Origin of the sequence: Planococcus halocryophilus (assembly GCF_001687585.2) — a bacterium.
Taxonomy (GTDB): domain Bacteria; phylum Bacillota; class Bacilli; order Bacillales_A; family Planococcaceae; genus Planococcus; species Planococcus halocryophilus.
Genome location: NZ_CP016537.2, coordinates 624503 through 637829 on the forward strand (window position 1 = coordinate 624503; position 13327 = coordinate 637829).

At 43.7% G+C, this 13327-nt stretch carries 16 protein-coding genes; 14 read left to right on the top strand and 2 right to left on the bottom strand.

Features of this window, described 5'->3' with window-relative positions; all coding sequences use genetic code 11:
* The first annotated feature begins 594 nt into the window (after window positions 1-594).
* From BBI08_RS03220 to BBI08_RS17175, 8 genes are all read left to right on the top strand, one after another.
* Complete coding sequence (locus BBI08_RS03220) at window positions 595-981, top strand: MerR family transcriptional regulator (RefSeq protein ID WP_008497313.1); 387 nt, start codon at window positions 595-597, stop codon at window positions 979-981.
* 38 nt (window positions 982-1019) lie between these two features.
* The gene (locus BBI08_RS03225) at window positions 1020-2336 is read left to right on the top strand and encodes a hemolysin family protein (protein WP_065528484.1); all 1317 of its coding nucleotides are present in this window, start codon (window positions 1020-1022) and stop codon (window positions 2334-2336) included.
* 50 nt (window positions 2337-2386) lie between these two features.
* Window positions 2387-3439: a hemolysin family protein gene (locus BBI08_RS03230; RefSeq protein WP_008497312.1), complete on the top strand. Its 1053-nt coding sequence runs from the start codon at window positions 2387-2389 to the stop codon at window positions 3437-3439.
* A 97-nt stretch (window positions 3440-3536) separates the two neighbouring features.
* A complete protein-coding gene (locus BBI08_RS03235; protein ID WP_008497311.1) occupies window positions 3537-4025 on the top strand; it encodes a DUF4306 domain-containing protein in 489 nt (162 codons plus the stop codon).
* Window positions 4026-4137: 112 nt separating this feature from the next.
* Complete coding sequence (locus BBI08_RS03240) at window positions 4138-4500, top strand: iron chaperone (RefSeq protein ID WP_008497310.1); 363 nt, start codon at window positions 4138-4140, stop codon at window positions 4498-4500.
* A gap of 189 nt (window positions 4501-4689) precedes the next feature.
* A complete protein-coding gene (locus BBI08_RS03245) occupies window positions 4690-5151 on the top strand; it encodes a LytTR family DNA-binding domain-containing protein (protein ID WP_008497309.1) in 462 nt (153 codons plus the stop codon).
* On the top strand, window positions 5148-5552 hold the full coding sequence (locus BBI08_RS03250; RefSeq protein ID WP_008497308.1) for a DUF3021 domain-containing protein: 405 nt from the start codon (window positions 5148-5150) through the stop codon (window positions 5550-5552). The genes BBI08_RS03245 and BBI08_RS03250 overlap by 4 nt, the downstream gene beginning before the upstream one ends.
* 44 nt (window positions 5553-5596) lie before the next feature.
* The gene (locus tag BBI08_RS17175) at window positions 5597-5776 is read left to right on the top strand and encodes a hypothetical protein (RefSeq protein ID WP_155800253.1); all 180 of its coding nucleotides are present in this window, start codon (window positions 5597-5599) and stop codon (window positions 5774-5776) included.
* Here the strand turns inward: BBI08_RS17175 and BBI08_RS17085 are convergent.
* Entirely contained in the window at window positions 5773-5940 is a 168-nt protein-coding gene (locus BBI08_RS17085; RefSeq protein WP_008497305.1) for a hypothetical protein, read from the bottom strand. The genes BBI08_RS17175 and BBI08_RS17085 overlap by 4 nt on opposite strands.
* 13 nt (window positions 5941-5953) lie before the next feature.
* Window positions 5954-6220 carry a hypothetical protein gene (locus BBI08_RS03255; RefSeq protein ID WP_051041685.1) on the bottom strand — a complete coding sequence of 89 codons (267 nt, stop codon included), beginning with the start codon at window positions 6218-6220 and terminating at the stop codon, window positions 5954-5956.
* Window positions 6221-6448: 228 nt separating this feature from the next.
* Between BBI08_RS03255 and BBI08_RS03260 the strand changes: the two genes are divergently transcribed.
* The 6 genes from BBI08_RS03260 (at window position 6449) to BBI08_RS03280 (ending at window position 13148) form a co-directional block, all read left to right on the top strand.
* Window positions 6449-7933, top strand: a complete 1485-nt coding sequence (locus tag BBI08_RS03260; protein WP_008497303.1) for a flotillin family protein — start codon at window positions 6449-6451, stop codon at window positions 7931-7933.
* 54 nt (window positions 7934-7987) lie between these two features.
* The gene (locus BBI08_RS16975) at window positions 7988-8146 is read left to right on the top strand and encodes a hypothetical protein (RefSeq protein ID WP_008497302.1); all 159 of its coding nucleotides are present in this window, start codon (window positions 7988-7990) and stop codon (window positions 8144-8146) included.
* A gap of 138 nt (window positions 8147-8284) precedes the next feature.
* Window positions 8285-9604, top strand: coding sequence for a short-chain fatty acid transporter (locus tag BBI08_RS03265; protein ID WP_008497301.1), 1320 nt, complete (start codon window positions 8285-8287; stop codon window positions 9602-9604).
* A gap of 233 nt (window positions 9605-9837) precedes the next feature.
* Window positions 9838-10770, top strand: coding sequence for a daunorubicin resistance protein DrrA family ABC transporter ATP-binding protein (locus BBI08_RS03270; RefSeq protein WP_008497300.1), 933 nt, complete (start codon window positions 9838-9840; stop codon window positions 10768-10770).
* Between the two features lie 12 nt (window positions 10771-10782).
* Window positions 10783-12045 carry an ABC transporter permease gene (locus BBI08_RS03275; RefSeq protein ID WP_065528485.1) on the top strand — a complete coding sequence of 421 codons (1263 nt, stop codon included), beginning with the start codon at window positions 10783-10785 and terminating at the stop codon, window positions 12043-12045.
* On the top strand, window positions 12042-13148 hold the full coding sequence (locus tag BBI08_RS03280) for an ABC transporter permease (protein WP_008497297.1): 1107 nt from the start codon (window positions 12042-12044) through the stop codon (window positions 13146-13148). The genes BBI08_RS03275 and BBI08_RS03280 overlap by 4 nt, the downstream gene beginning before the upstream one ends.
* Window positions 13149-13327: the final 179 nt, after the last annotated feature.

A 13327-nucleotide genomic window follows, 5' to 3' on the forward strand; every position in this document is an offset into this window, starting at 1 on the left:
TTTAAGCGCTATACATGAACTTTCAAGCTCTTTACAAGAACTTTTGGAGTTTTAACAGGGATTGCCGCTGTTACAAGAAGTTTCAGCGTTTATACCAGTACATTTATGAGTTATACATGAACTTTCAAGCTCTTTACATGAACTTTTCGAGTCTTAACAGGGATTGCCGCTGTTACAAGAAGTTTCAGCTTTTATACCAGTACATTTATGAGTTATACATGAACTTTCAAGCTCTTTACAAGAACTTTTGGAGTTTTAACAGGGATTGCCGCTGTTACAAGAAGTTTCAGCGTTTATACCAGTACATTTATGAGTTATACATGAACTTTCAAGCTCTTTACATGAACTTTTGGAGTTTTAACAGGGACACCCGCTCAGACAAAAAGTTTTACCATCTCCAAACAACTCTCACTTCTAGAAATGTCGATATAATGTCGCTAGTGTGCACCTATCTATATTTTATTGAAAAACCAGCACGTTACACTGTATGCTTTTTCACAGAACGTGCTATATTTTTTAGTACAACGATCTGGTGCTATCGAGTCACAGATCAAATCGGCTAAAAAAGGAGGCGTCTGCATTGGGAAGGAGTTAATGAAAATCGGGGAAGTTGCAAAATTGAGCGGGGTATCAACGAGAACCATCGATTATTATACGGTATCGGGATTGCTGCATAGCGAGCGGTCTGACACAAATTATCGACTGTATCCGGCTTCTACCATGCAGACGCTTGAACGCATTCAATTATTGAAAAAGCAGCGCATGTCGATTTCGGAAATTAAAGAAGTATTGAATACACCGGAACGTCCCGAAACAGAGCTTCTAGTCGATGAAGTATACGAAGAATTCGAATGCTTGCAACGAAAAATCACAAGCTTGGAAGAGCAATTAAAAGATGCACCAAGTTCTGTGAAGTTGCACGTCAGCAAAACACTTGAGCATCAATTAGCAGCAATCACTGCATTGATCGCTTTGTTGTAAATCATTTTGGAGGTGAATCCCTTTTATAGGGAAGACACGTGGATATAGTTACCTTATTGAATTTGGTTTTATTAATCTTATTGCTCGCTTTAACAGCATTTTTTGTGGGCTCAGAGTTTGCGGTTGTTAAAATTCGCATGTCGCGGCTCGACCAACTAATCGCAGAAGGCAATAAAAAGGCGGTAATCGCGAAAAAAGTGGCGAGCGACTTGGATTATTATTTGTCGGCTTGTCAGCTCGGCATTACCGTTACAGCGCTTGGACTTGGTGCGCTCGGAAAACCGACAATTGAACGATTGATGTATCCGGTCTTTGATTTTTTTGCGGTTTCCGATGCAATGGCATCAACAGCTTCTTACGCCATCGCGTTTATACTCGTAACGTATCTTCATGTAGTAGTTGGCGAAATGGCGCCGAAAACATTGGCGATTCAATTTGCTGAGAAGATGTCCTTGCTTTTGGCACCGCCACTTTACTGGTTTGGGAAAGTGATGAAGCCTTTTATCTGGGCATTGAACGGAGCGGCTCGCGTATTGCTAAGAATGTTTGGCGTTAAACCAGCAGGTCATGAACAAGCTTATTCAGAAGAAGAGTTGAAAATTGTGATGGCGCAAAGTTTTGAAGGCGGAGCTATCAATGAAACCGAACTTTCGTATATGGAAAACGTGTTTTCATTTGATGAGCGCGTAGCTAAAGACATTATGGTGCCACGTACAGAACTTGTTACGCTGGATAAAGACATGCCGCTCGAAGAAATTATAGAGATTTTGGACGAAAACAATTACACACGCTACCCGGTCACAGAAGATGGCGACAAAGACCAAATTCTCGGGTTTGTCAGTGCCAAAAAAATGCTGCCGCATATTGTCGCTGGACGCGAATGGTATCTTGAAAATTTCGTGTTAGAACTTCCAACTGTTTTTGAAGCAACGGGTTTGCAAAATGCGTTAATGATTATGCAAAAAGCCCGCGTCCACATTGCCATCGTTGCAGATGAATATGGTGGGACAGCCGGCATGATTACAATGGAAGACATTTTAGAAGAAATCGTTGGGGAAATACGCGATGAATTTGATTTTGATGAAGTGGCTGACATTAGCAAAGTGAGCAACAATCAATATTTGATTAACGGCCGCGTGTTGTTGAAAGATCTTGAAGAACGCTTTGATTTAACATTTGATGAAAGTGATGACATCGACACCATTGGTGGTTGGATTCATTTTAAGAGCCCGGGTGATGTTGAAACCGGCGCGACGTTCACGGATTTGAATATTTCATGGACTATCGTTGAAATGGACAACCAGCAAGTCAAGCAAGTGATGTTCCATAATCATTCGAATAAGTTGAATGAATAACGTCAACTTAACCATTAATGGAGGTGAATCCCTCGTTTGAGGGAGACCAATTGGACGGACAAATAGTCATTAGTTTACTACTTATTGCGTTATTAATTATCGCAACTGCCTTTTTCGTCGGTGCCGAGTTCGCCATTTTAAAAGTGCGTATGTCGAGAATCGACCAATTGATCGCTGAAGGCAATAAAAAAGCCGTACTCGCAAAAAAAGTAGCCAATAATTTGGATTATTACTTATCTGCTTGTCAGCTCGGAATCACGATAACGGCACTCGCCCTTGGTGCATTAGGAGAGCCGACCGTTGAACGCATGTTGCACCCATTATTTGAAGCGTTCGCAGTTCCCGCGGCATTATCAACCATTTTATCGTACGCAATCGCACTTACAATCGTGACGTTTTTACACGTTGTGATCGGTGAATTGGCGCCAAAAACATTGGCGATTCAATACGCTGAAAAAGTCACGCTATTGCTGGCACCATCGCTTTATTGGTTCGGTAAAATCATGAATCCGTTTATTTGGTTGATGAATGGCTCAGCACGATTGTTGTTGCGTTTATTCAAAGTAGAGCCAGCCGGCCACGAAGAAGCCCATTCGGAAGAAGAGTTAAAGCTGATCATGGCGGAAAGCTTCCAAAGCGGCGAGATCAATCAAACCGAGCTAACGTATTTGAAAAACATCTTCGCTTTTGACGATCGCATTGTTCGCAACATCATGATCCCAAAAGCGGAAATCGTGTCAGTCGATAGTCGCCTGACGCGCTCTGAGCTTTTTAAAGTATTGGATAAACACCAATTTACCCGTTACCCGGTAGCCGACTATGGCAATGAAAACAACCTCATCGGTTTTATTAACACGAAAGAATTGTTAACGAGCATGGCAGCAGGAAGAACGCAAAATCCGGAATCGTTTATCCACGAGATGTCGCGTTTCCCAGAAACGACACCCATTCAAAAAGTGTTGACCAATATGCAGCAAAGCCACACGCATATGGCCATCATCACAAAAGACGGTGCGATGACTGGACTTGTAACAATGGAAGACATTTTAGAAGAAATCGTCGGCGAAATTAGCGATGACTCGTTCGAAGCAGAACCAATTTAATGCGAATAAAAGAGGAGAGGAACCTATGGGTTTCTCTTCTTTTTTTGGTAAATTATTGGTAAGGTGAAAAGAAGAGTGACAAAAAGGAGAGATGTGTATGCAAGAACGTTCGACAAAATATATTCGAGAAGCGATATTGTTTTTCGGCGCGTTAATCTTTTTCGCCGTCGCCACTTTCTTGAGTTTGTACGAAGGTAGCCGGTTAGAAGATGTCTCTTGGGAATGGCCGTACTCTGCGATCTTTAGCAATTGGTTAAACGGGGGCGTTGAATCGGCAGCCGATATATTGACCATCGATTACTTAGTGTATGCTGCGAAGTTCGCACCGTTGTTTCCAGTAATCATGTTTGTTTCTGCGTTTATTTTACTGCTGCAACTCGCTTCGTGGATCTTTAGAAAGAACAAAATTGTGTTGAGCGTGTTTTATTTAGCGTGCGCAGGGGTACTTTTCGTCATGAGTGGTGTATTCATGTCGTCGCCAACAGTCGGACTCGAGCTATTTTCTCGGATTTTCTTCATTATTGGCATTGTTTTGGTGATTTTAGGTGTGACCTCGTTAGTTAAAGTACGAAAACAAATAGCGTGAGGGCGTTGTTTGTGGCTTGTCGTAGTTTGTTTGCGCGACCCGGCCCGTTATTTGCGGGATATACGACTTTGTTTGCAATTTATCCAAATTCAACGTGAAAGAAGGGGAATTTATGAGTATTCAAACGATTGATGAATACATTCAGCAAGCTCCAGAAGACACGCGTGAAATTTTACGGACCTTGCGGAAAGTGATTCAAGAAGAAGCACCCGAAGCAAAAGAAACGATTAAGTACCAAATGCCAACATTTGTTTTGAACGGTAATTTGGTTCATTTCGCTGCTTTTAAAAAACATATTGGCTTTTATCCAGTACCAAGTGGAATCGAAGCTTTTCAGCAAGAGCTTGCTCCGTATAAACAAGGAAAAGGTTCTGTCCAGTTTCCGCTAAATCAACCGATACCTTACGAATTAATTCGTAAAGTTGTTCGGTTTCGAATAGCTGAAAACTATAAAAAAGCAAACTCAAAACAATAAGCATCTCTAAAAAAAACAGGTCACTTGGCCTGTTTTTTTGTATGTGACAAAGCAAACACTGCATCTTACCTGCTCATTTTGGCGTGTTACCTGAAAAGCACAGACAAAGAATGGATAGTAGCATAAACTTGGTTTATAAGTAGATGAGCGATAAGGATTTTAATATCGAGAGATAAGAGGTGAGGTCAGATGAAAGTATCTTTGAATATCGATAGTCAATTTGAAGAAACGAAAGTGATCATTGAGTGCAAAGAAATGGACGAGTCAATTAAAAGCATTATCGATTTTATCAATAAGCAAGAAGAGACGCGTTTTCTCGTTGGACGAGACGGCGATATGCAGCACATTTTGAAGCCAGCGGACATTCATTATTTCCACGCCACCAACGATAATGTCACGGCGGTAACCGCTAAAGGCGAATTTCGCTTGAAAGAAAAGCTTTATGAATTAGAAGAAATGTTTCCATCTAGTCAGTTTATCAGGCTGTCAAAATCAGTCATCGCCAATCTGAATGAATTAAGTCGTTTTGAAGCATCTTTTAACGGAACGCTATGTGTTTATTTTAATTCAGGCGCAAAAGAGTACGTGTCACGGAATTACGTCAACGCTATTAAAGAATCTTTAAAAGTGAATAGGAGGAAAGGAAAATGAAAACTTTTTTGATCCGCAGTATCGTCGGTATATTTTTTGGTGCTTTTCTCAGCATTGTCATGACCTACACCGTAATTTTGAATGGACAGGAAACTTTGGACAGTGGTTTGTTTTTGCAAAACTCGTTTGGTAGTATGCTATGCGGCTGGTTTTTCGCAGTCAGCAGCCTGATTTTTGATCACCACAACTGGTCATTGCGTCGTCAAACTGTGGTGCATTTCATCACCGTCATCGTGTTGTATTTCGTGTTAGCATTCGGGATCGGCTGGTTCCCCTTCACTGTAGAAGGCTTTCTATTGATTCTCGTCATCTTTGTGGTGTTCTACTTGTTGTTCTGGTTCGCTTTTTATTTCTACTTTAAAAATCAAGCGCAGAAAATGAATAAAGAGTTGAATAGTTAATAGGAAACCAGCCCTCGTGGCTGGTTTTTATAGTGTAAGGGCTTTTGAAAAAGCGAAATCGGTCGTTGTTTGCGGGAACTCGTAGTTTGTTTGCGCGAATCCGCCCGTTGTTTGCGGGATATACGACTTTGTTTGCAATTCGCTCAAAAACAAAACCCGAATTACCCAAAACAAGAAAAATGCGTATCAAGCGCGACTCGCTTGATACGCATTTTTCGATTTAATCTTGTGTCAGCTTCTCTAGTTGTTTATGCTCCAAAGCAAGCTTGTCCCGCTGTAATTGAATATCGGCTAGCTTAATCTCGGATTTTCGATAAATATCGAAAGCAGCGAGAAGGATCAAGCCAGTAAAAATAATCGTAATCATTAAGTAAAACCCAATTTCCAAAGTTATCACTCCTTTACCCGTTCAACGCTTGTTGCGCAAGGTGCTGGTCTTTTTTCTCCACATACAAATCATATTGTGCAGTATTTGTCATAGCCTCGCGCATATGTGAAGAGCCGATATGACCTTCAGTGCCATGAACATTGGCGTTCACTTTTAGCACCGTGTCATAGCCGATGCCTTGTGCGCGAAGGCTGTCGACCGCTTGATAATACATGCTGTCACCAAAAGCAGTATAAGCCAAATGCTTCCTCTTAAAAAATATCCACCGAACCAGTCCCATATCGCCACTCCTCTCAAATTACGAAGTCCTTATAATGAGTAATACGAAAGAACAAGCGAAGGGTTTCATCTTATTACCACTAACATGTTGTAGAGAAGACAAAAAAATCCAGTAGCAATATTTGGTTTTATTGAAACATTTATACATATCAATCGTATTAATACTATAGGCCACCATCATAAGCTTGAAAGATCGTGCGTCAAATAGCCAAAGGGGAGTGGAAAGAACATGCAGTCATTAGGAATTATTACAGTCATTATTGCGTTAGTCATCATCGCGGCAATTGCAGGGGTTGGGTATTTTTTCTGGATGAAGATTCGTTACCGCACGGCAAAATCCAATGAAGCGTTGATCATCACGGGACCAAAATTAGGAGATCCGGAAAAAGATACGAATATTTTCACCGACGATGAAGGTCGTTCTATGAAAATCATTCGAGGCGGCGGCTATCTGTTAAGACGCTTCCAAACGTCAACGCCGGTTAGTTTGACGTCATTCCAATTAAAACTAGCAACACCGCGTGTCTACACAAATGCAGGTGTGCCAATTGTGGCCGACGCTGTGGCAATGGTGAAAGTCGCCGACACGTTAAATGGCATTGCCAATTACGCCGAGCAGTTTCTTGGCAAAAAACAAGAAGAAATTGAAACGGAAATTATCGAAGTGCTTGGCAGTAATTTACGTGCGATTCTTTCAAAAATGACAGTGGAAGACATCAATAGCGACCGCGAAAAATTCAATACGGACGTTCAAGATGTCGCTCAAAAACAACTAGACTTGATGGGCTTTAAAATCACGTCACTCGGATTGACTGATTTGCGTGATGCCGATGAAGACAACGGCTACTTGGAAAACTTAGGTCGCCCGCGTATCGCCGAAGTGCGGAAGCTCGCGGAAATTGCCGAAGCTAACACGGAACGCGAAACACGTATTCACCGCGCGCAAACTGACCAAGAAGCGAAAGAAGAAGAATACAAACGTCAAATTTCAACGGCTCAATCGAAAAAAGAAAAAGACATAAAAGACGCTGCGTTCAAAGAAGAAACCGAACGTGCGCGTGCCAAGTCCGAGCAGTCTTACGAGCTAGAAAAAGCCAAGCTTGCGATGGAAATCCAGGACGAAGAACTCAGTATGCAATTCGCGGCACGTGAACGCGCAGTTAAACTCGAAGAAGAAGAAAGCAAAGTGCGTAAAACAAAAGCCGATGCCACGTACTACGAAACAACGCGTTCCGCTGAAGCCGACGCGCGCCGTGCGGTCATCGACGGGGAAGCAAAAGCGAAGATCAAACGTGACGAAGGTGCCGCAGAAGCAGAAGTTATTCGCGAGCGCGGTAAAGCCGAAGCTGAGTCTCGTAAACTACTGGCTGAAGCAATGGAAGAACACGGCGACGTCATCATCACCGAAAAACTGATCGACATGCTGCCGGTGTTCGCGGAAAAAGTTGCCTTACCACTAAGCAATATCGAATCGGTGAAAATCATTGATTCCGGTAACGGCCAAGGCATCCCGTCATTCGGCAAGAGTGTCACGAAAACCATGGTTGACATGCAAGAGCCGCTCAAAGAAATGACCGGTATCGACATTGGCGAATTGCTGAAATCGTACGTCAACCGCAATAACCAACCGGCTCCACAAGCACCGGTTGCGGCAATGCCAGTGGTGCAAAAAGAAGAAGTTGAGGATGCGAATAAACCAACAGAAGAATTGTAAGTAATACACCCCAAGAGCCTCATAAAGGTTCTTGGGGTTTTATGTAGAGGCACAGTGAATTTATACAATGACCCGCTTCGTTGCGATGGAGTATACCCAGCAGGTGAGGAGTTCTATAACGAAATCATTGCTAACACCGAACTAGTCGCTATTAGAGTAGGAGAAGACGAAGAAGTAATTCGGTTGATCGAACTGTTGGAAATGGGACCTTAACTAGCAAATAAATTAACTACAAAAAAGAGTGAACAGCCAAACCTGTTCACTCTTTTTGCGATTTTTTACGGACGAAACAAGCAAAATAAGGTAGCATTAGAAATGCAGTGAAAATTTAGATAAAAGGGGAGTCAAAAAATGAAAGGGATTACACGTTTTTCGAATAATTTAATGGAGCGCTATTTACCCGATCCGTTTTTATTCGTTATTATCTTGACAGTGGTCGTCTTCGGGCTAGGCTTAGGCTTAACGGATTCGTCGCCTGTCCAGATGGTGGCGTTTTGGGGTGAAGGATTTTGGGCATTACTAGCATTCTCGATGCAAATGGTGCTCGTACTGGTTACTGGATTTGTGCTAGCGAGCAGCCCGATTTTCAAAAAGGGACTAGGCAAGCTTGCGAGTTTTGCGAAGTCACCAGGCAGTGCCATTCTTTGGGTGACGATTGTGTCACTGGCAGCAAGCTGGATCAACTGGGGATTTGGCTTAGTTATTGGTGCTTTGTTCGCCAAAGAATTGGCGAAGCGCGTGGAGAATGTCGATTACCGCTTATTGATTGCCAGTGCGTATTCAGGGTTCTTGATTTGGCACGCTGGATTCTCGGGATCGATTCCATTATCGATCGCGACAGAAGGTCACCCGTTCGTTGACAAAATCGGTATTATCCCAACGACTGAAACGATTTTTTCTAGTTATAACTTAATCATCGTTGCTGCATTATTAATCATTGTACCGTTATTAAATCGCATGATGATGCCAAGTAAAGAAGAAACAATCACAGTCGATCCGAAAGTTCTGGTTGAACCAAAAGTCGAGGAACTTCCGACTAAATCGGAGATGACTCCAGCAGCACGACTGGAAAACAGCTGGATTTTATCCGCCATTATTGGTGTACTGGGTATTTCTTATATTGCGTATTATTTTATTCAAAATGGCTTTGCGTTAACGCTCGACGTGGTTAACTTTATGTTCTTGTTCCTCGGTATCCTATTCCACGGAACGCCTCGTAAGTACTTGGTCGCGGTTCAAGAAGCGGTCAAAGGAGCGGGTGCAATCATCGTTCAATTCCCGTTTTACGCAGGAATTATGGGGATGATGACAGCATCTGGGTTAGCAGCTGTCATTTCAGAAGCGTTCGTCAGCATTTCAACGGTAGACACGTTCCCGCTGTTTGCATTTTTAAGTGCAGGACTCGTCAACTTTTTCGTTCCTTCAGGTGGCGGACAATGGGCCGTTCAAGCACCGATTATGTTAGAAGCTGCAGAAATGCTTGGCAGTGACCCGGCGAAAGTCGCGATGGCAGTTGCTTGGGGTGACGCATGGACAAACATGATCCAGCCGTTCTGGGCTTTACCAGCACTGGCAATCGCCGGACTCAAAGCGAAAGACATTATGGGCTTTTGTGTGATTGTGTTGGTTGTTAGTGGCGTAGTGATTGGGTTAGGACTGTTAATCTTGTAAATAAAAACGATCTTGCCTACTAAAGGGCAAGGTCGTTTTTATGTTGTGGCAAAAGTCGAAGTGAGATAGCGATAGGTGAGTGTGTATGCTTATATATAAAGTTAGACTTAGGCGGCTTACAGAGAACATTGAATTATCATAAATAGTACGAATATTCAGAATTTATTGGTTGCAGTAGAAGTGATTTGCAGTATGATAGAACAAAGCAGTTTTTAAGAGAGCGGGGTGTCTACATGCTTAAAACAGAAAAGCTGACGAAAAAATTCAAAGATACGCTCGCGGTAGATGAAGTGACAATCGAGCTGGGACAAGGAGAATCTGTAGGGTTGCTCGGGCCAAACGGGGCAGGTAAATCCACCGCCATTTCGATGATTTCCACTTTGATTCAACCGACTTCTGGCGATGTTCGTCTCAATGGCAAAAGCGTCTTGAAAAAACCAGGGGAGATGCGCAAGGTGCTTGGCGTGGTTCCTCAGAAAATCGCGTTGTATGAAGAATTGAGTGCATATGAGAATTTGAAGTTTTTCGGGCGTATCTATGGCTTGTCAGGGAAAAAGCTGGAGGAGCGCATCCAAATCGTGCTGGAACTGGTCGGTTTAAGCGACCGCCAAAAAGAATTGGTCAAAAAATATTCTGGCGGGATGCAGCGACGTGTCAATTTGGCGGCAGCGATGTTGCATGAACCGGAAGTACTTATCATGGACGAACCAACTGTCGGCATCGATCCACAATCTCGCAATCACTTGCTGGAAACAATTCGCAAGCTGAACCGGGAACAAGGAATGACAGTTCTTTACACGAGCCATTATATGGAGGAAGTCGAAAAGCTTTGTGATCGCGTGTACATTATGGACCATGGCAAAGTCATTGCTGCCGGAACAAAAGATGAATTGAAAGGTGTTTTGTCGGAAGAAGAGACCGTGTTAATCGAATTTGATCAAAACTATCCGCCGTTATTCGAGAAAATCAGTCAGATGGAGGGGATCAATCATGCAGTAGTGAGCGACAATCGCTTGAAGCTCATTATTCCAAAAGGCGTGCGTGTACTGGGAACTCTCTTCCATGAGGCAGAGCGCTACAACGCACAAATCATTAATGTTACCGTGCAGAAACCTACACTTGAAGATGTATTTCTCCGGCTGACGGGCCGGAAATTGCGGGACTGAGGAGGCAACGGAATGTTCGCTTTTCTAGTAAAAGACATCATGCTATTGCTCCGTGACCGGTCACAATTATTGATCCTTCTGGCCATGCCATTTTTACTCATCGCTATTTTAGGTTTTTCGCTCCGTGGCATTTTCTCGGGAGATTTGGAGGCGCTGGAAATGGATGTGGCACTTGTCGCGCTAGATGACGAAGCGCAAGCGGTCGAACAGATCCAAAACGAAATCGAGTCGATGGATTTACAGCAAGCGGAAAATATGGCATTAAAACAAGCGGCCGAATCAGCTAAGCCGCAGACCTTGTTTATATCGCTGCTGGAAAGTGAAAGCTTGAACAAGCTAATCACCTTGGAAAAAATGGATCAAGCACAGGCGAATGAAAGCTTGGAAGAAAAGGCGATTGATGCCGTCATCATTATTCCGGCTGGATTTTCTGAAGCGGCTTTGAGGAATATGTTGTTCGGCGCAAGTGGTACTGGGGAGCTGGAAGTGGTAGTGGCAGATTTATCTTCCACAAAAGCTGAAATCCTCAATACAATAGTCAACGAATTTGTACAAACTGTAAATTTTGAAGCCTCTTTCACACGACTCGCCGGGGGGGACATTCCGCTAGCGGAAGTTTTGGGGGAAGAAGAAACAATCACTACCCGTCCACCAATCAGTTCTTTTCAGTACTATACGATTGGCATGGCTGTAATGTTCGTCTTGTTTACGGGATCAACGCTTGCATCACAAGCAAACCTTGAACAAACCCAAATGGTCTTTGACCGAATTCGGTTGTCCAATCGTCCTCCGCTACTGTATTTGGGAAGCAAAGCGCTTGCAGCGGCGGCAATCGTGTTTGTGCAGCTTACCTTATTGTTTGGGTTATCTGCGCTTTTATTTCAGACCTTTCCTGTGAACTCCTGGTCATTTTGGTCGGGGATGGCTATCATATCCACCACGTTGGCAATTGCAGTCGGCTGCTTGGCTGCGCTAATGGTCGCTTTGACATTGAAACTTGAAAGTGACGCAGTGCCAGCAATATTTTCTGGGGGCATTATTTCCCTATTGGGCATCGTCGGCGGAAGTTTTATGCCGATTGAAAGCATGCCAGAAATATTGCAAGCAATCGGTAATTGGACACCGAATGGCGCCGCTCTTACAGCTTATTTTTCTTGGATATTGCAGCCGGATACAAGTCGGTTATGGTTGCCGCTGTTGAGAATCGCTGCCACAGCGGTCTTGTTTTTGCTAGTGGCACTTGCACTATTCCCGAGAAAGGGGGGAGTCGCATGAAAGCCGTATTCTTATTGCAATGGCGCAGATTTTACCGGAGGCCGTTATTTGTCTTGGCGATGTATGGGCTGACAATTATTTTTATTTCAGTTGCCGCTGCTGGCAACGGGGGCGGCCCGGAAATGATTCCCTTGTATGCTGATGAATCGGTCAGTGAAACAGAAGCAAAGGAATGGCTCAAACGCTTGGACGCAGAAGCGCAATTTTCGTTTAAGCTCATGTCGGAAGCGCAGGCGAGGGAGTATGTGGCGGAAGGGGATGTCTCCCAAGCGGTAAAACTGTTCGAAACGGATTACGTTATATTGGTCGGCAGGGATGATCCTGTGCGCATTGCGCTGCATTCGCTCCTCCGCCGTGTCTATTCAGAAGAACTGCGGCTGGAAAATGCCGCGCAATCAACGCCTGACATTCGGGAACAATTAGCGGAGACGATTTCGAATCCAGCGCTGGCAGTATCCGTTTCTGCGCTACAGGAAGAGAAGGCCAGCTCCCAATCCAATGATGAACTTCAATTGTTGTTCGGCATGACCTTGTTTTTTGTCGTTTACACGATTATGTTCAGTCTTGTGCGTATCGTGGGCGAAAAAGAGACAGGTACATGGAATCGGATGGTTATTTCCCCAATCAGCAAATGGCAAATGTACTTTGGGCATCTCAGCTATAGTTTTTTGATCGGCTTTTCACAAATTACGTTGATCTTTCTCTTGTTCCGTTTTGCTTTTGGGTTTGAAATGGGTGGGGATTTTTGGTTATTGATCGTCATTGCCGCGTGCTATACATTTTCAATTGTCGCACTGGGGCTATTGATTATTTCTCTCGTCAGCCAGCCCCGCCAGCTGGGAGCAATCATTCCAATTATTGCGACTGGGATGGCGATGATTGGAGGGGCGTTCTGGCCAATCGAGCTGGTGACCAATGAGATCTTGTTGACGATTGCCAAAATACTGCCCATCACATACGGCATTCAAGCATTAACAAGTGTTGCCGTTTATGGAGACGGCTTGAAAGCAGTCATTGTGCCAATCTTGTTACTGCTTGGATTTGGCGGCATCTTTACATCCTTGGGCATTCGGTTGTTAGAATGGCGAAGCCCACAGCCTTAAAAAAGTGTAACGGTGAGCTGTCGCAGGTGCAAGAATCAATATCGACCACGAGATTTTCGAACCTGTCTAGAAGATGAAGTTATCAGCGCGCGATTACGCAGTGAAAAGTTCCCGAATTGTCGAATTCCGTGTGGGTGGGGAACACAGAAATTCACGTATGCAGTGAACAAAGGCGGCTA

Excerpts from the sequence above, each read along its gene's own strand:
- BBI08_RS03275 (WP_065528485.1), top strand. The coding sequence starts at position 10,783 with ATGTTCGCTTTTCTAGTAAAAGACATCATGCTATTGCTCCGTGACCGG.
- BBI08_RS03220 (WP_008497313.1), top strand. The coding sequence starts at position 595 with ATGAAAATCGGGGAAGTTGCAAAATTGAGCGGGGTATCAACGAGAACC.
- BBI08_RS03245 (WP_008497309.1), top strand. The coding sequence starts at position 4,690 with ATGAAAGTATCTTTGAATATCGATAGTCAATTTGAAGAAACGAAAGTG.
- BBI08_RS03270 (WP_008497300.1), top strand. The coding sequence starts at position 9,838 with ATGCTTAAAACAGAAAAGCTGACGAAAAAATTCAAAGATACGCTCGCG.
- BBI08_RS03255 (WP_051041685.1), bottom strand. The coding sequence starts at position 6,220 with ATGGGACTGGTTCGGTGGATATTTTTTAAGAGGAAGCATTTGGCTTAT.
- BBI08_RS03240 (WP_008497310.1), top strand. The coding sequence starts at position 4,138 with ATGAGTATTCAAACGATTGATGAATACATTCAGCAAGCTCCAGAAGAC.
- BBI08_RS03260 (WP_008497303.1), top strand. The coding sequence starts at position 6,449 with ATGCAGTCATTAGGAATTATTACAGTCATTATTGCGTTAGTCATCATC.
- BBI08_RS03250 (WP_008497308.1), top strand. The coding sequence starts at position 5,148 with ATGAAAACTTTTTTGATCCGCAGTATCGTCGGTATATTTTTTGGTGCT.
- BBI08_RS03235 (WP_008497311.1), top strand. The coding sequence starts at position 3,537 with ATGCAAGAACGTTCGACAAAATATATTCGAGAAGCGATATTGTTTTTC.
- BBI08_RS03280 (WP_008497297.1), top strand. The coding sequence starts at position 12,042 with ATGAAAGCCGTATTCTTATTGCAATGGCGCAGATTTTACCGGAGGCCG.
- BBI08_RS03265 (WP_008497301.1), top strand. The coding sequence starts at position 8,285 with ATGAAAGGGATTACACGTTTTTCGAATAATTTAATGGAGCGCTATTTA.